The 14,589-nt window shown below is 64.7% G+C and carries 15 protein-coding genes; 6 read left to right on the forward strand and 9 right to left on the reverse strand.

All coding sequences use genetic code 11. The annotated features are described in order from the left end of the window. The first annotated feature begins 11 nt into the window (after positions 1–11). From J2W49_RS02270 to J2W49_RS02280, 3 genes are all read left to right on the forward strand, one after another. On the forward strand, positions 12–755 hold the full coding sequence (locus J2W49_RS02270; protein ID WP_310311201.1) for an HAD family hydrolase: 744 nt from the start codon (positions 12–14) through the stop codon (positions 753–755). Between the two features lie 31 nt (positions 756–786). Further along, positions 787–1,452 (forward strand): glutathione S-transferase family protein, encoded by a 666-nt coding sequence (locus tag J2W49_RS02275; RefSeq protein ID WP_310311202.1) that lies wholly within the window; start codon positions 787–789, stop codon positions 1,450–1,452. A gap of 242 nt (positions 1,453–1,694) precedes the next feature. After that, positions 1,695–2,741, forward strand: coding sequence for a glycine betaine ABC transporter substrate-binding protein (locus tag J2W49_RS02280; RefSeq protein ID WP_310311204.1), 1,047 nt, complete (start codon positions 1,695–1,697; stop codon positions 2,739–2,741). A gap of 40 nt (positions 2,742–2,781) precedes the next feature. Here J2W49_RS02280 and J2W49_RS02285 read toward each other — a convergent pair whose 3' ends face one another. The 3 genes from J2W49_RS02285 to hpnD all read right to left on the reverse strand — a co-directional run bounded on the left by J2W49_RS02285 (position 2,782) and on the right by hpnD (position 5,786). Continuing rightward, the gene (locus tag J2W49_RS02285) at positions 2,782–3,237 is read right to left on the reverse strand and encodes an SH3 domain-containing protein (protein WP_310311205.1); all 456 of its coding nucleotides are present in this window, start codon (positions 3,235–3,237) and stop codon (positions 2,782–2,784) included. A 178-nt stretch (positions 3,238–3,415) separates the two neighbouring features. Beyond that, the gene (hpnE, locus tag J2W49_RS02290; RefSeq protein ID WP_310311206.1) at positions 3,416–4,795 is read right to left on the reverse strand and encodes a hydroxysqualene dehydroxylase HpnE; all 1,380 of its coding nucleotides are present in this window, start codon (positions 4,793–4,795) and stop codon (positions 3,416–3,418) included. Positions 4,796–4,919: 124 nt separating this feature from the next. After that, positions 4,920–5,786, reverse strand: a complete 867-nt coding sequence (gene hpnD / locus J2W49_RS02295; protein WP_310311207.1) for a presqualene diphosphate synthase HpnD — start codon at positions 5,784–5,786, stop codon at positions 4,920–4,922. A 192-nt stretch (positions 5,787–5,978) separates the two neighbouring features. Here hpnD and J2W49_RS02300 point away from each other — a divergent pair, with 192 nt between their 5' ends. Then, a complete protein-coding gene (locus J2W49_RS02300) occupies positions 5,979–6,263 on the forward strand; it encodes a high-potential iron-sulfur protein (RefSeq protein WP_310311208.1) in 285 nt (94 codons plus the stop codon). Positions 6,264–6,445: 182 nt separating this feature from the next. Here J2W49_RS02300 and J2W49_RS02305 read toward each other — a convergent pair whose 3' ends face one another. From J2W49_RS02305 to J2W49_RS02315, 3 genes are all read right to left on the reverse strand, one after another. After that, on the reverse strand, positions 6,446–6,976 hold the full coding sequence (locus J2W49_RS02305; RefSeq protein WP_310311209.1) for a GNAT family N-acetyltransferase: 531 nt from the start codon (positions 6,974–6,976) through the stop codon (positions 6,446–6,448). A gap of 110 nt (positions 6,977–7,086) precedes the next feature. Continuing rightward, positions 7,087–7,683 carry a DUF1294 domain-containing protein gene (locus J2W49_RS02310; protein WP_310311210.1) on the reverse strand — a complete coding sequence of 199 codons (597 nt, stop codon included), beginning with the start codon at positions 7,681–7,683 and terminating at the stop codon, positions 7,087–7,089. Between the two features lie 415 nt (positions 7,684–8,098). Beyond that, positions 8,099–8,482, reverse strand: a complete 384-nt coding sequence (locus J2W49_RS02315) for a RidA family protein (RefSeq protein ID WP_310311211.1) — start codon at positions 8,480–8,482, stop codon at positions 8,099–8,101. A 234-nt stretch (positions 8,483–8,716) separates the two neighbouring features. Here J2W49_RS02315 and J2W49_RS02320 point away from each other — a divergent pair, with 234 nt between their 5' ends. Continuing rightward, positions 8,717–9,583: a pirin family protein gene (locus tag J2W49_RS02320; protein WP_310311212.1), complete on the forward strand. Its 867-nt coding sequence runs from the start codon at positions 8,717–8,719 to the stop codon at positions 9,581–9,583. A gap of 28 nt (positions 9,584–9,611) precedes the next feature. Here J2W49_RS02320 and J2W49_RS02325 read toward each other — a convergent pair whose 3' ends face one another. From J2W49_RS02325 to J2W49_RS02335, 3 genes are read right to left on the reverse strand one after another with little or no spacing between them, the layout of a single operon-like run. Beyond that, positions 9,612–10,643: an XdhC family protein gene (locus J2W49_RS02325; RefSeq protein WP_310311214.1), complete on the reverse strand. Its 1,032-nt coding sequence runs from the start codon at positions 10,641–10,643 to the stop codon at positions 9,612–9,614. 21 nt (positions 10,644–10,664) lie between these two features. Beyond that, the gene (locus tag J2W49_RS02330) at positions 10,665–12,944 is read right to left on the reverse strand and encodes a xanthine dehydrogenase family protein molybdopterin-binding subunit (RefSeq protein WP_405000969.1); all 2,280 of its coding nucleotides are present in this window, start codon (positions 12,942–12,944) and stop codon (positions 10,665–10,667) included. A gap of 14 nt (positions 12,945–12,958) precedes the next feature. Next, positions 12,959–13,423 (reverse strand): (2Fe-2S)-binding protein, encoded by a 465-nt coding sequence (locus tag J2W49_RS02335; RefSeq protein ID WP_310311215.1) that lies wholly within the window; start codon positions 13,421–13,423, stop codon positions 12,959–12,961. Positions 13,424–13,640: 217 nt separating this feature from the next. Between J2W49_RS02335 and J2W49_RS02340 the strand changes: the two genes are divergently transcribed. Next, positions 13,641–14,561, forward strand: coding sequence for an AraC family transcriptional regulator (locus J2W49_RS02340; RefSeq protein ID WP_310311218.1), 921 nt, complete (start codon positions 13,641–13,643; stop codon positions 14,559–14,561). Positions 14,562–14,589 lie beyond the last annotated feature (28 nt).

Genomic DNA, 14,589 nt, shown 5'->3' on the forward strand with positions numbered 1-14,589 from the left:
CTCGCTGAGCCATGAAAACCCCTTTCTTTGTGTCCCGTCGCACCGCCAAAGACACCGGTCTGGACCCGGACCGCATCCGTGCGATCACGCTCGATCTGGACGACACGTTGTGGCCGATCTGGCCCACCATCGAGCGCGCAGAGGCCGCGCTGCATGCCTGGCTGACCGAACATGCCCCCGCCACCGCCGCCTGGGGCGCCACACCGGGTGTGATCCGCTCGGTGCGCAACCACATGGGAACGACCCGCCCGGACCTGGCACACGACATGAGCGCGTTGCGGCTGGAGTCCATTCGCCTGATGTTGCAGTGCGCGGGGGACGACACGACCCTGGCCGAAGCCGCGTTCGAGGTCTTTTTCGCGGAGCGCCAACGGGTGGACTTGTATGAAGACGCCTTGCCGGCGCTGGAGTGGCTCGCCAGCCGTTTTCCGGTGGTGGCGGTGTCCAACGGTAATGCCGATGTGCACCGCATCGGGCTGGGCGCACATTTCCGGGCGGCTTTCAGTGCGCGTGAGTTTGGGGTGGGCAAGCCAGATGCGCGGATCTTTCTTGCGGCCGCTGAGGCTGCCGGTGTTGACGCTTCAGAGGTGCTGCATGTGGGTGACGATCCGCACCTCGACGGCGTGGGTGCCTTGCAGGCGGGCATGCAGATGGCCTGGCTCAACCGCGAGGGGCAGGCCTGGAGCCATGCGCCGCTGCAACCGCATTTGACCGTGAAGGATCTGGCGGCGTTGTGCCTTGCGCTGGGCAAGTAAAGCGGCCGCCTGCCCGGATTTCACCTGAACCATGAGCCTGACGATTTACGGCATTGCCGCCTCTCGTGCCAGCCGGCCACTTTGGGCTGCCACTGAACTCGGTCTGGCTTTCAAGCACGTGACCACACCCTACGCCGGTGGCGCAACGCGCACGCCCGCGTTCCTGGCGATCAATGCCAACGGCCATATTCCCGTGGTGGTGGACCAGCGCTCACCCGAAGAGGGCGGAGAAACCGTGGTGTGGGAGAGCATGGCCTGCGCGCTCTACCTGGCCCGCCACCATGGGCGGCCCGACGGGGCGAGCATCACGCCTGCCAACCCGAGGGAAGATGCTGAGGCGCTGCGCTGGAGCTTCTGGGCCGTGACCGAAGCAGAAGCCGATGCGCTCACGGTGTTGATGCACCGGATGGCCATGCCCGCCGGGCGCCGCAAGCCTGAACTGGCCGCAGCGGCTGAACGCCGCCTCGCCGTGCCGTTCAAGGTGATTGAGCAGCACCTGCAGCGTCAGCATGATCAAGGGCAAGGCTATCTGGCAGCGACACGCTTCACGGTGGCCGATGTGTGTGTGGCCAGCGTGCTGAACTGGGCGCGTCCTGCCCGCGGTCTGATGGCGGCCCATCCGTTCACCCGCGCGTGGTTGATGCGTTGTGTGCAGCGGCCGGCGTATCGGGCGATCCACGCGTTCGGAGAAGCCTGATCGGGTGGGCGGTAAAAGGCGTAAAGGGCCGAAAAGGGCGGTGGTGATGTCCGCTGAAGTCTGCACTTGAGCCGGGCCAGTTGCGCTCTGCGACGGCCAAAACGTATAGTCAGTGAGTTCAACCCGGCTACCGGTGGTTGAGCGGCTGGTCACCAGGTTTGCAGCAGCGTTCGGACTTTTCAGGTTGGTCGGGTTCTCGAGGACCGCGCGCGACCCCATTCACCCCAACCTGGAGGACACCCATGCACAAACCGTCTCACCTGACTCTGCCCGCCATCATGGCGCTGCTGATGCTGGCCGCCTGTGGCAAGACCGAGGACAAGGCGCAGCCCACACCTGCGGCCGAGGTGGCGGCCGAGCAAGCCTGTGGCAAGGTGACGGTGGCGAACATGGGCTGGGAGTCGGCCGAAGTGCTGGCTCAGGTGGACCGGCTGGTGCTGACGCATGCGTATGGGTGCGAAGTGGAGCTGGTGCCGGGCGACACGATGCCCACGTTCAACTCCATGATGGAAACCGGCGAGCCCGACGTGGCGCCCGAAGGCTGGATCAATGCCGCCCGGCAACCCCTGACGGCGGCCATGCAGGAAGGCCGCCTGCATTTTGGCGCCAGGGCCTTGCTGGACGGTGGGGTGGAAGGTTGGTGGATACCGAAATACGTGGCTGAGGCGCATCCCGAAATCAAGACGATCGACGATGCGCTGAAACACCCCGACCTGTTCCCCTCTGCCACAGACCCCAAGCGGGGGGCTGTTCACAACTGCCCTGCGGGTTGGCACTGCCGCGTTCCCACGGAGCACGCGTTCAAGGCCTGGGGCGCTGCAGACAAGGGGTTTGAGCTGGTCGACGTGGCTTCGGCCAGCGAACTTGACGACTCGATTGCCAAGGCCTTTGAAAACAAGACCGGCTGGCTGGGCTACTACTGGTCACCCACGTCGGTGCTTGGTCGGTTTGAGATGGTCAGGCTTGAAGCCGGTGTGCCGCACGATCAGGAGGCTTGGGAGATGTGCAACGCCGTGGCCGGGTGCGACAACCCGGTGAAAAACGAGTGGGCACAAGCAGAGGTGTTCACCGTGATGACGGACCGCTTCTACAAGGAGGACGGACCCGCTGTACGGTACCTGGAAGCGCGCGGCTGGGACAACCGCACGGTGAATGCCTTGCTGGCCTGGAAGCATGAAAACCAGGCATCAAGCGAAGAGACTGCGAAGCATTTTCTGAAAACCCAGCCGGAGGTGTGGAACGCGTGGGTCACCCATGAGGTGGCCGACAAGCTGAAGGCAGCGCTTTGATGAGCGCGCGGCCGGAGACCGCGCCTCCATGCCACCGAACTCACCAACCCCAGAGCAGGCTCTTGGCGATCCAGCCGTTGGGTGCGTCGCTGCGTTCGACGCGGACCCACTTGCCGCGCTTCTCGCGCGTGCGAACGACCTCGCCATAGACGGCCTTTCCAACGATGCGGTGCTGCGTGCCGGGCCCACTGCGGACATTGGCAGTGGGCCGCTTCACAATGTGGTGCGGCTTGCTGCTGGTGAGCGAGCCGGCCACCCAGCCGGTGTCGCCTTCAAAGTCCTTCACCTGCAGCCACTTGTTCTGCCGCTTGACCACTTGCAGTGGGTAGCCTTTCTTGAGCTCCCACAAAATATCGTTATGGGTGCCGGGCCCCGAGCGCATGTTCAGCGTGCTGCCCTTGACGCTCACCATGTTCTGGGCCATGGCGCTGGAAAGGGTGGCCAGGCATAGGCTGGCGGCGATCACGAAATGGCGTGCGGTGGGTGCTCCAAGCATGCGTAAAAACTCCTCGTTCCAAGTTAAAAGTTGTGACCCGGGTCAGAAGGCTTGCGTGCCTGGAGGTTCCCGAGTCAGTGACATTTTGGCAGGCGATTCGTTTCAAGCCCCGTTAAGCCCCTGCCCGATCAGCGCAGGCAGCGGCAAAAACGTTTCGGGAGTTCGGCGTTGGCCGCTGTCAAAGGGCTTGTGCCACAGCCACTCCGCTGCGCACAGCGCCTTCCAGCGTCGCAGGGTAGGGGCCCTCCACATAGTCGCCAGCGGCCCAAAGCGCGGGTGCGATGCAAAGCGGTGGCCTTTGCAACTCGGGCGTGCAGGCGAAGGTGGCCCTTTTTTCGACCACCGTTTGAATCGGCTGCAGCGAGTCCAGGCCCAGTTGGCGCGCGGCTTGCTGCAACACCCGCGATTGCAGGTCGTCGCGATCGCCCACGCTGGCACTCACCACGAAGGCCAGTACGCCGTGGTTGCCGGGTTCGTTGGGCTGGAGTTGACCCCGGTCGAACACAAACTGGGCCGGTGCGCTGTGTGCGTCTGGCTCGGCCCGCAAAGCCAGCAGGGGAGCGGGCAAGTGCACACCTTCGGACCAGGCGTAGACGGTGGTGATGGCGGTGAAATTCAGGGCCTGCGTGACAGAAGCCCATGCACGGAGTTGCTGGGCGACATTACCGTGCAGCGAGCGGGCTTGGGCCTCGTCAGCGGCTCTGCGCATGGCCTGTGCCGCAGGCGTCGCAGCCGTCGCCCAGATGACCTGATCAAATCGCTCCTCGCTGAGGGCACCCTGGCGCTCCACCTGCAGAACCCAGCCATCAGACGCAGGGTGCAGCGCGATCACCCGGGTGCCCGCGTGCACGCACGTCGTTTTTGGGTGGTGAAGGCCGAGCCACCGCTGCGCTGTTTGCGGAAAAGCCATGGACAAGTCCACCCTTGGCAGCAGCAGGTTCGAGGCGCCCATGGATCCGTGGCCTTTTCCGAACAGGGCATCACGCATGACGCGCAGAAACACTTGCGCGCTGGACTGCGAGGCAGGCGTGTTCAGCGCCGAGACGCACAGCGGCTCGATCAGTTCGGCCATCACCCGGCGAGGCAGACGCGCGCAGAGCTCACTGACCGTTGTTGACGGCGGGCACCGGAAACCGGCTGCTCGCCAAGCCAGCGAGGTGCGTACCAGCGCCAGGCGTTCTGACCAGCTCCAACCCCTGGCCGTGGCAATGGCGGCCAGCGCGTCCAGCGGCGCGGGCCAGTTCGCTGCCCAGCGCGGCGTCTGCAGCCCTTGTCCGTCAGGGTAGGGCAAGGCCAGCGGCATTGCCCACAAGGCCTCGGCCAGGTTCACCCCCACACGCTCCATCAAGGCCAGGCTGTCGGTGTAGGCGCCGATCAGGATGTGCTGGCCGTTGTCCAGCGTCAGCGGAACGCCGTCTGGCCGCTGAGCCGCCATCGCGCGTGCCCGCCCGCCCAGTGTGCGGGCGGCCTCGAACACGGTGACCTCACTGCCACGCTCCGCAACTGTGACAGCCGCCGCCATGCCGGCCCACCCAGCGCCCACGATGGCCACTTTCATGGGGCAGTGATCATGGTTTCAAGTCGACCACTGTCGTACCTTGGCAGCGGCGGCGTTCTGCGGCGATGGCTTCGCGTTTGGAGCGGCGGTGGACCTGCGTGGCATGTGTTGAGATGGCCGGTGGTCAAAGCCGGCCCAGCGCCTGCACCCGCCAGGCCAGCCAGAACTTGCGCAGGGGCGTGAGGCTGACCCGCTGGGTCAGCACCAGCAGTGGCTCGCTGGCGATTTCCTTGAGCAGGGTACGGTAGATGCTGGCCATCATCAGGCCAGGCTTCTGCGGGCGTCGATCGGCTTCGGGCAGCAGGGCCAGCGCCTCGTCGTAGGTCTGCAGTGCGCGCTCGCACTGGAACCGCATGAGGGCGGTGAAACGGCGTTCGAAATCGGCCGGGTCGGTGCCGGGTGCGGCACTGCGTTTGAGCAGTTCGTGGGCCTTCACATCAAAGCGCTGGAGTTCGTTGACCGGCAGGTAGATGCGTCCGCGGGCGGCATCTTCGCCCACGTCGCGGATGATGTTGGTCAGCTGGAATGCCAGGCCCAACCGGTGGGCGTAGGTGGTGGTCTGTTCCTGCGTCTGCCCAAAAATGCGGGCCGCCACCTCGCCCACCACGCCGGCCACCAAGTGGCAGTACTGCTGCAGGTTGGCGAAATCCAGGTAGCGGTTCTGTTCCAGGTCCATCTGACAGCCGTCGATCACGGCCAGCAAGTGCCGGGCCTCGATGCCGAACGTGGCGGTATGGGGCATCAGCGCCTGCATTACCGGGTGGTTGCGTTCGCCAGCGTAGGCCTGCGCCACCTCGCGGCGCCACCAGGCCAGTTTGGTCTGGGCCACGTCGGGGTCTCTGACTTCATCGACGACATCGTCCACCTCCCTGCAAAATGCATAGAAAGCGGTGATCGCCGCGCGCCGTTCCGGCGGCAGGAACAGGAACGCGTAGTAGAAGCTGCTGCCCGAGGCGGCGGCCTTTTGCTGGACGTAGTCTTGAGGAGTCATGGAACCGGAATTTTTCCGGCAAGTGTACGCATCGGCGGCATGCGCCGGGCAGACAAGCCCTATCCGGCGCTGGCATGAAAGTGCTTGATGGTTGTCAAGCCGCAGAGAGGGTCGCTGGCATAGCATGAATCTGCAATCCTGCAATTCCCCACGAGACTTCAAATGAACGGTTCAAATCGTCGTATTTTTCTGATGCAATTCGCCGCTGGCGGCTCGGTGTTGATGGCCGGCGCGGCACATGCACAGGCGGCCCCTCTGGTCGATGAAAAAAATGCCCAGGCCATGGCGCTGGGCTATGCCGCTGACAGCACCAAGGTTGACGGCAAGAAGTACCCCAAACATGCAGCCACCCAGTTGTGCTCCAACTGCACGCTCTACACGGGCAAGGCCGGCGAGGCCACCGGTCCCTGCGGAATCTTCCCTGGCAAGCATGTGACCGCGAAGGGGTGGTGTAGCGCTTACGTCAAGAAGGCTTGACCTTCGCCAGTTGAAGGCGTCAGCGCCGGCAGAGGTCGGCGCTGTGCATCAGGCTCGACACGGCCGGGCGCATGAGCGGCCAGTGCCGCGCAGCACCACCCAAGGTGCTGCACAAGCGCAGCATGAGCCGGCGTTCCCTAGAGTCCACAGGATGGGGATAGGTTTGAGATGCCGCCTCAAGGTCAACAGACGGGTCTGCCATTCTTGCTCACACTCTTGGCCATGGCTACACGATGCGCAAGCCCGCTCTCCCGCTCAAGCTGCAGCCTTCTCAGCAGATGCTCGACCCCACTGAACAACAAAACTTCTTTGAACTCGTGCTTGGCATAGAACGGCGCGTTCCACGGAATGTGGGCAAACGTGGTGAGCGTGACGTGGTGGCAACCTCGCTCTCTGGCTGCAGAGCACACCAATTGAAGTAGTTGTGCGCCAACGCCTTGCTTGCCGTGGCTGGGCAAAACATCCATTTCCACAATGTGCAGGCTGTCTCCGATCTGCTCTGCGGCAGCGAATCCGACCACGCCGGAGGTCTCATCTTCCGCGACCCACAGCAGCACAGCGGCGAGAAAACCAGCCAGCATTTCGGGAGAAGTGGACGAAGCAAGATGCGGTGGCAACACTTCTGGCGGGAACAGCTTCTCGGCTTCAGCTTCGATTTGCGTCAAGTAAGGCAAATCGCTTTGGGTCGCTAGTCGGAGGTGCACGGTATTCATTTTGTGTGTGACCTTATTGAAACGGATTGAAGTGGGCGCATCGGCCTCGGGTAGCGGCGCAGTGCACCCAAATCTGCCAGACCATCGGATTCATCCACGCTGGGGACGGATTAAACAAAGGGCGAGTTGATGGCAATGAAGCCTGCGATGTTCAACACAACGGTGGCCCAAAACGCCGAGCGAAATGAAGCCTTGCTCGACTTGTGTCGCAGGAACTGCTGGGCAACGATCGCTCCTGGCCAACCGCCAGCCAGGCCGAGCAAGAGCAGATTTCGTTCTGAAATGCGCCAGCCGCCCGAGACGGCTGCTGACTTGTCTGCAGCGTATGCGCCGAAGCAGACGATGCTGGCAATGATGTAACCCATCGCCATCCAGCCGGGAACACTCCATACGAAGGCAACAGCCAAGTACACGATGCCGAACGCCAGGATCGCAAACATGCTCGCGGTTCCCCATTGTGCAGATGGGTGGGACTGCCTGGCCTTTGTGAGCCGGGCTGGCTTGGCAACTTCGACATTCTTCGCCCGCTTTTTCCCGTCACGGTTGAGTTCGACTTCGAAAGTGACCCGCTGGTTGAGTTGTGGCCGGCCAGCGCGGGACGAAAAAGCCTTGATGTGGACGAATACCTCTTGCCCACCTTGATCGGCTTCGATGAATCCAAAGCCTCGGTCATCGTTCCAGGTCTTTATGGCGCCGCTGAATCGCATGAATGTGGGTCTACCAGACGACATTGGTTGACAGGAAATTCGATGGCAAAAGCGGTGGACCGCTGTCGCCTTTTCGTTGCATTTGCGTGAGCGTCCTCATGGTCTTTCGCCATCAACCAATCCATCCGCACAGCCTCCCCCGCCGTTGCTTCAGATCCACCGCGCCCGGGCTTCCAGGTGGCGCACCGCTTGGTGGATCGGTCGCCGCAGGCGAAGTGTCTGAAGATGAATTGGCGCAATGGCTGCGCGAACGCATGAAGCCCCGACAGCCATGAGCGCCGCACCGGGCCGTTCCCAAGCAAGCTCGCACCGCAGCCCACAGGGCGAAGGTGTTCCAGTGAGCGCCAAGCGCATGGCAACTGTATCCGGGGCCAGCATGCGGTGACGGTCCGCAGGGCGAGGCCGCAGAATTGGCTCAACCCGCCTTCAACGCGGTCACTTCCACTTCGATCTTCATGCGCGGATCAAGCAGGCTGGCCGAGATCATCATGGCCGCCGGGCGCACCTCGCCCAGGTACTTGCGCAGCACCGGCCAGCAGGCTTCGAACTCGCTGGCGTCTGGCAGCACGTAGGTCACCCGCACCACGTCAGACCAGCGTGCACCGGCCTGGGTGAGGGCGGCTTCGATGTTCTTCATACATTGTTCGGCCTGCTCGACGACGTCGTCCGAGATGGTCATGTTGGTGTAGTTGAACCCGGTGGTGCCGGAGACAAACACCCAGGGGCCGGCGACCATGGCGCGGCTGTAGCCGATCTGGGTTTCAAAGGTGGAGCCGGAGCTGATGAGTTGACGGTTCATGGGGTGAGGTGCTAAGAGGTACCAGAGGCAAGACAGGGGTAGCGAGCAATGTACTGCTCGAAGGCCATGAGGCAACGCCAGCTTGGTGGTCTGGCAGCGGTGAGAGCATTGTTCGTTCTGAAAATGGAACGCTGAGTGCGATCTTTGCCCACTACCGGATTTTTCGCCATCCCCATATGCTCTATCTACGGGTTTTGACGCGCGTCTGGCGTCTGGCCGTTTCAAGGAGTTCTCATGAAAAAAGTGCTTGGTGTTCACAATGCGCCGCCCCGCCACTGGGTGGGTGACGGTTTCCCTGTGCGCTCACTGTTCAGCTACGACGGCCTGGGCCTGCAGCTCAGCCCGTTCCTGATGCTCGACCACGCCGCACCCACACACTTTGAACCGGCGGCTCGCCCACGCGGCGTGGGGCAGCACCCGCACCGCGGGTTCGAGACCGTGACCATCGTCTACCAGGGCGAGCTGGAACACCGCGATTCCACCGGTGCTGGCGGGAAAATTGGTGCTGGTGACGTGCAGTGGATGACGGCGGCCGGCGGGATCGTGCACGAAGAATTCCATTCGCGAGCGTTCACTGAGAGTGGCGGAACGATGGAAATGGTGCAGCTGTGGGTGAACCTGCCCGCCAAAGACAAGCTGGCGCCAGCGGGCTACCAGACGCTGCTGGACGCCCAGATCCCATCGGTGGACTTGCCAGACGGGGCAGGCCGTGTGCGCGTGATTGCGGGGTCGTTTGACGGGCACCATGGGCCGGCACGCACCTTCACGCCCATTGATGTGTGGGACATCCGCCTGCAGCCCAACGGCAGTTCGCAATTAAAGGCGCACGAAGGTCACACGCTGGCGCTGGTGGTGCTCAAGGGCACGGTGATGGTGAACGCGGAGCACGTGGCGCGCGAAGGCCAACTGGTGCACCTGGACCGGGCGGGCAGCGATGTCAGCATCGAAGCCAACGGCGAGGCCACGGTGCTCTGGCTTTCAGGCGAGCCGATCGATGAACCGGTGGTGGGCTACGGGCCGTTTGTGATGAACAGCGAGGCCGAGATTCACCAGGCGATTGCGGACTTCAACAGCGGCAAGTTCGGGCGGGTGCCGGCCTGAAAGCCTGAAATCAAGGCAGGGCGCCGCGTCAGCGCCCTGTGGCGTGCGCAGTCGAATCGGCCATTGCCGCCTTGCCCTTGGCCACCGGCGTCGGCTTGTCCAGTCGCACGCCGTTTTTCACCGCCACCACCTCGGCCATGATGGACAGCGCAATTTCGGCCGGGGTCTTGCTGCCTATGTAGAGGCCGGCCGGGCCGTGCAGCGCTTGCAGAGCTTCGTCAGAAAGACCGAAGTGTTCGCGCAGGCGGGCGCGGCGCTGTTCGCTGTTGCGCCTTGACCCGATGGCGCCCACATAAAAGGCCTGGGACTGCAGGGCGTCGATCAGCGCCAGGTCGTCCAGCTTGGGGTCGTGGGTGAGTGCAACCACGGCGGTGCGGGCGTCGGGTTTCAGGCGCAGCACCAGGTCGTCGGGCATTTCGTGGCTCAGCTGCACGCCGGGCAGCGCCCAGGTGGCGCACTGCTCGGAACGCGGGTCGCACACGATCACCTCGAAGCCCATGCTCAGCGCCATTTCGCTCAGGTAGCGCGAGAGGTCACCGGCGCCGATGACGATCAGCCTGGCCTGCGGACCCAGAAAGGTGTGCAGCTGGGTGTCGTCGAGCCGGGGCACGCCATCGCGCTGGCCAGGTCGCAGGGTCACTTCTCCACTGTTCAGGTCGAGCACGCGTTCGGTGCTCTGGCGTTGCTGGCAGGCCTGCAACAGCTCGTGCAGCCTGCTGTGGGCGGCCACCGGCTCCAGCACCAGTTCCACCGTGCCCCCGCAGGGCAGGCCAAAGCGGTGCGCCTCATCGGCAGAGATGCCGTAGCGCAGCACGGTGGGCGTGCCGCTGGCGCACACCGCGGCCACGCCGCCTTCGTGAATGCGGTGGATCAGGTCGTCTTCAATGCAGCCGCCCGAGACCGAACCCACGGTTTCGCCCCTGGCGTTGATGGCCATGAGCGAACCCGGCGGACGCGGCGAAGAGCCCCATGTGCGCGCCACGGTCACCAGCACCACCGGCTCGCCTGCGGCGTGCCATTCGGTGGCGGTGCGCAATACACGGGTGTCGAGGTCTTCCATGGCGGCTCCTGTGGGTGGCGATCATGCCATCTTGAAGGGCAGTTCGCGCAGCGGTTTGCCTGTCAATTGCGCAATGGCGTTGGCAAAGGCCGGCGCCAGCGGTGGCACGCCCGGCTCGCCCATGCCGGTGGGGGCGTCGGCGCTGGGCACGATGTGCACCGCGATGGCCGGCATGTCGGTGATGCGTGGCACCACGAAGTCGCCGAAGTTGCTCTGCTCCACCACGCCGTCTTTCAGGGTGATGGCCGCACCCGGCAGGCACATGGACAGGCCCATGAGCGCGCCACCCTGGATCTGCGCTTCCACACTCTTCGGATTCACCGCCAGGTTGCAGTGCACGCCGGCGGTGACCTGGTGCAGCTTGGGCGCACCGTCGACCACCGAGGCTTCCACCACATAGGCCACCACCGAGCTGAACGATTCGTGCACCGCCACGCCCCAGGCGCGGCCGGCGGCCAGCTTCTTCTTGCCGTAGCCGCTCTTGTCGACCGCCAGTTGCAGCGCGGCGCGGTGGCGTGTGGCCTTGGCGTCCATGAGCTTCATGCGGTAGGCCACCGGGTCTTGTCTGGTGGCGCGGGCGATGTCGTCGATCAGCGTTTCCATCACGTAGCCGGTGTGGGTGGATCCCACGCTGCGCCACCACAGCACCGGCACGTTGAGCTTGGGGTGGTGGGCGGAGAGCCGCATGGGCACGTGGTAGGGCTCTTTCATGCCTTCCACCATGGTCGTGTCCACGCCGCCCTGGACCATCATGGGTTCAAAGAAGGTGCCGGCCATGATGGACTGGCCAACGATCACATGGTCCCAGGCTAGCACCTTGCCTTCGGCGTCAAACCCGATCTCTGCGCGGTGCACGTGCATGGGGCGGTAGTAGCCGCCACGCACGTCGTCTTCGCGGCTCCAGAGTGTGCGCACCGGCGCGCTGTGGCCGGCGGCCTGTGCGGCCTTGGCGATGCTGCAGGCCTCCACCACATAGTCGCTGGCGATGATGGCGCGCCGGCCAAAGCCACCGCCCGCCATCTGCACTTCCAGGGCCACGTTCTCGGGTTTCACACCCAGCACGCGCGCAGCGGCGGCAGCGTCGGTGCCGGGCATCTGGGTGCCCACCCAGAGCTTGGCCTTGGCGTCGGCCCCTGTGCCAGTGAGCTGCACGGTGCAGTTCAGCGGTTCCATGGGCGCGTGCGCGAGGTAGGGGAACACGAATTCGGCGCTGATCTTGAGCGGTGCGCTGGCCAGCGGGGCCATGTCGGCGTCGTGCTTGATGTGGCCGGTCTTGGCCGCGAGCTCGCGGTAGCTGGCGAGCTGGCGGGTGCTGTCCACTTTTTCCCGGCCGGCGTCGTTCCACTGCACTTTCAGTGCCTCGCGACCCTGCTTGGCGGCCCAGTAGCCGTTGGCCAGTACGGCCACGCCTTCGCCGCCATCGTGCAGGGGCACGCGCAGCACCGCCTTCACGCCGGGCACGGCGCGGGCAGCGGCGTCGTCCACCGCGGCCACCTTGCTGCCAAACACCGGCGGGCGGGCCAGCACGGCAGTGAGCATGCCCGGCAGGTTCACATCGATGCCGAAGTCCTGCTGGCCGCTGGATTTGTCCCTGGCGTCGAGCCGGGTGGTGGGCTGGCCGATGATCTTGAAGCGGGCAGGGTCCTTGAGCGTCACCTGGGCTGGCACAGGCTGCTGCATGGCGGCTTCGGCCAGTTCGCCGTAGCCGAGGCGCTTGCCGCCGGGGCCAATGACGACGCTGCGCTCTGCGGCCAGCGATGAGACGGGCACGTTCCACTGTTTGGCCGCTGCCGCCAGCAGCATGGCGCGGGTGCGTGCGCCCAGCTCGCGGTACTGGGTGTAGGAATGTTTCATCGACGTGGAGCCGCCGGTGATGTGCAGGCCAAAGGCAGGGTCGGCGTAGGCCATGTCGGCGCTGCCGTGCACGGCCTGCACCCGGGTCCAGTCGGCGTCCAGCTCTTCGGCCAGCACCATGGCCAGGCCGGTGTGCACACCCTGACCGAATTCCAGGCGGTTGATGGTCACGGTGATGGCGCCGTCGCTGGCGATGCGCACGAATGCAGCCGGTTGTTGCGAGGGCTTGAGGCCGTCGGCCGCGGCGGGTGCAGCCGCATCTTGCTGGGCGTTGGCCAGCAGGGGGAAGGCGCCGAGCGCGAACCCTGAGGCGGTGGCCACCTTGAGGAAGCTGCGGCGGGCAATGCCTCCGTCGCTGGGGGTGTCAGACGCGTCTTGCAGGCGGTGGGCCAGCGCGGGCGGCAGCATCGACCGGATCTGGTCGGCGGAGAGGGAAGGGATGTGCATGGTGGTGTCTCCTGTCAGGCCAGCGAACGGGCCGCCTCCTGGATGGCAAGCCGAATGCGCGCATAGGTGCCGCAGCGGCAGATGTTGCCGGCCATGGCGGCGTCGATGTCGGCGTCGGTGGGCTTCTTGTTGGTCTTGAGCAGGGCGGTGGCGCTCATGATCTGGCCGCTCTGGCAGTAGCCGCACTGAGCCACGTCGTGCTTGACCCACGCGGTCTGCAAGGCGGTGCCCACGCGGTCCTTGCCACCGGTGGTGGACTCGATGGTGGTGATGGACTTGCCCGCGGCGGCTGAAATGGGGGTGACGCAGGACCTGATGGCCTGGCCGTCGAGGTGCACGGTGCAGGCGCCACAGAGCGCCGCGCCGCAACCGAACTTGGTACCGGTGAGGCCCAGCGTGTCACGCAGTGCCCAGAGAATGGGGGTGCCGGGGTCCACATCGACCGTGTGCGGTCGGCCGTTGACGTTCAAGGTGGTCATGGGGTGCTCCTGTTCTGAGGCGTCGTTGAAGCGGCAGAGTGTGCCGGGCGATGGCGGTGCAGATTTGCCGGTTTTGACGTATGTTTTGCCATTTCTGATGATTCACCATCGAAGGCCAGACCGGTCTGGCGAACGGCGGTACAGTCGCCTTCGACCGCTCCTGGTGGCGCTGCCCATTGCGGCGTCGTCCTGCACTCTCCGCACGAATCGAAACGCCATGTCCATCCAAGCGCTCGCCCACCAGATTGCCCGGGTTGCCGTAATTGACGGCGAACACACCACCGCGTTTGCGCCCCTGTGTCTGTACCGCAGCAGCGCCCGCACCGATCCCACGCCTTGCATTTATGGCCTTGGACTGGCGGTGGTCGCGCAGGGGCACAAGCAGGTGGTCGCTGGCGAACAGGTGCTGAACTACGGACCAGGCCAGTCACTGCTGGTCTCCGCAGACCTCCCGGTCATCGGTCAGATCGACCAGGCCGACGTGGCCCATCCGTTCCTGTGCGCCTACCTCGCGTTGGACGCTCGCGCGCTGTTGCAGATGGCCGCAGAACTGGACCTGCCCCCGGCGGGGCGTGAGCAGGTGCCACGCGCCTTGTCGCTGAATGTGATTGACACTTCCCTGATCGAGGCGGTGATCAGGCTGGTGCAACTGCTGGAGGAGCCTGAGCTGGTGAACACCTTGGCGCCCTTGGTACAGCAGGAAATCATGGCGCGTCTGCTGGTGGGACCCCATGGGCCGAACCTGCGTCACATCGTGGCCGGCGGCACACCCAGCCATCAGGTGGCCCAGGCCATGGCCTGGCTGCGGCTCAACTACAAGAACGATTTCCCTATCGACGAACTCGCTGCTCGCGCGCACATGAGCCCGTCCACCTTCCGCCTGCACTTTCGCGGCCTCACCGGCATGAGCCCCTTGCAGTACCAGAAGCAGCTGCGTCTGCAGGAGGCGCGGCAGTTGATGATGAACGAGGCGCTGGACGCCGGCACCACAGCGGCGCGCGTGGGCTATGAGAGCGCTTCACAATTCAGCCGCGACTACAGCCGCCTGTTCGGCGAACCGCCGCAGCGTGACATCCGGCGCATGCGCGATCCTTCGGCTTCCAGGGCAGCGGCCCCCGTTCATCGGCTGGCCATGTGAGTTTCCGGTGGGCCGGGTAGCAAACATG

Source organism: Hydrogenophaga palleronii (assembly GCF_031457455.1).
Taxonomy (GTDB): domain Bacteria; phylum Pseudomonadota; class Gammaproteobacteria; order Burkholderiales; family Burkholderiaceae_C; genus Hydrogenophaga; species Hydrogenophaga palleronii_A.

Bases quoted from the DNA above. Each gene is read 5' to 3' on its own strand.
- J2W49_RS02270 (WP_310311201.1), top strand. From the start codon at position 12: ATGAAAACCCCTTTCTTTGTGTCCCGTCGCACCGCCAAAGACACCGGT.
- J2W49_RS02275 (WP_310311202.1), top strand. From the start codon at position 787: ATGAGCCTGACGATTTACGGCATTGCCGCCTCTCGTGCCAGCCGGCCA.
- J2W49_RS02280 (WP_310311204.1), top strand. From the start codon at position 1,695: ATGCACAAACCGTCTCACCTGACTCTGCCCGCCATCATGGCGCTGCTG.
- J2W49_RS02285 (WP_310311205.1), bottom strand. From the start codon at position 3,237: ATGCTTGGAGCACCCACCGCACGCCATTTCGTGATCGCCGCCAGCCTA.
- hpnE (WP_310311206.1), bottom strand. From the start codon at position 4,795: ATGAAAGTGGCCATCGTGGGCGCTGGGTGGGCCGGCATGGCGGCGGCT.
- hpnD (WP_310311207.1), bottom strand. From the start codon at position 5,786: ATGACTCCTCAAGACTACGTCCAGCAAAAGGCCGCCGCCTCGGGCAGC.
- J2W49_RS02300 (WP_310311208.1), top strand. From the start codon at position 5,979: ATGCAATTCGCCGCTGGCGGCTCGGTGTTGATGGCCGGCGCGGCACAT.
- J2W49_RS02305 (WP_310311209.1), bottom strand. From the start codon at position 6,976: ATGAATACCGTGCACCTCCGACTAGCGACCCAAAGCGATTTGCCTTAC.
- J2W49_RS02310 (WP_310311210.1), bottom strand. From the start codon at position 7,683: ATGCGATTCAGCGGCGCCATAAAGACCTGGAACGATGACCGAGGCTTT.
- J2W49_RS02315 (WP_310311211.1), bottom strand. From the start codon at position 8,482: ATGAACCGTCAACTCATCAGCTCCGGCTCCACCTTTGAAACCCAGATC.
- J2W49_RS02320 (WP_310311212.1), top strand. From the start codon at position 8,717: ATGAAAAAAGTGCTTGGTGTTCACAATGCGCCGCCCCGCCACTGGGTG.
- J2W49_RS02325 (WP_310311214.1), bottom strand. From the start codon at position 10,643: ATGGAAGACCTCGACACCCGTGTATTGCGCACCGCCACCGAATGGCAC.
- J2W49_RS02330 (WP_405000969.1), bottom strand. From the start codon at position 12,944: ATGCACATCCCTTCCCTCTCCGCCGACCAGATCCGGTCGATGCTGCCG.
- J2W49_RS02335 (WP_310311215.1), bottom strand. From the start codon at position 13,423: ATGACCACCTTGAACGTCAACGGCCGACCGCACACGGTCGATGTGGAC.
- J2W49_RS02340 (WP_310311218.1), top strand. From the start codon at position 13,641: ATGTCCATCCAAGCGCTCGCCCACCAGATTGCCCGGGTTGCCGTAATT.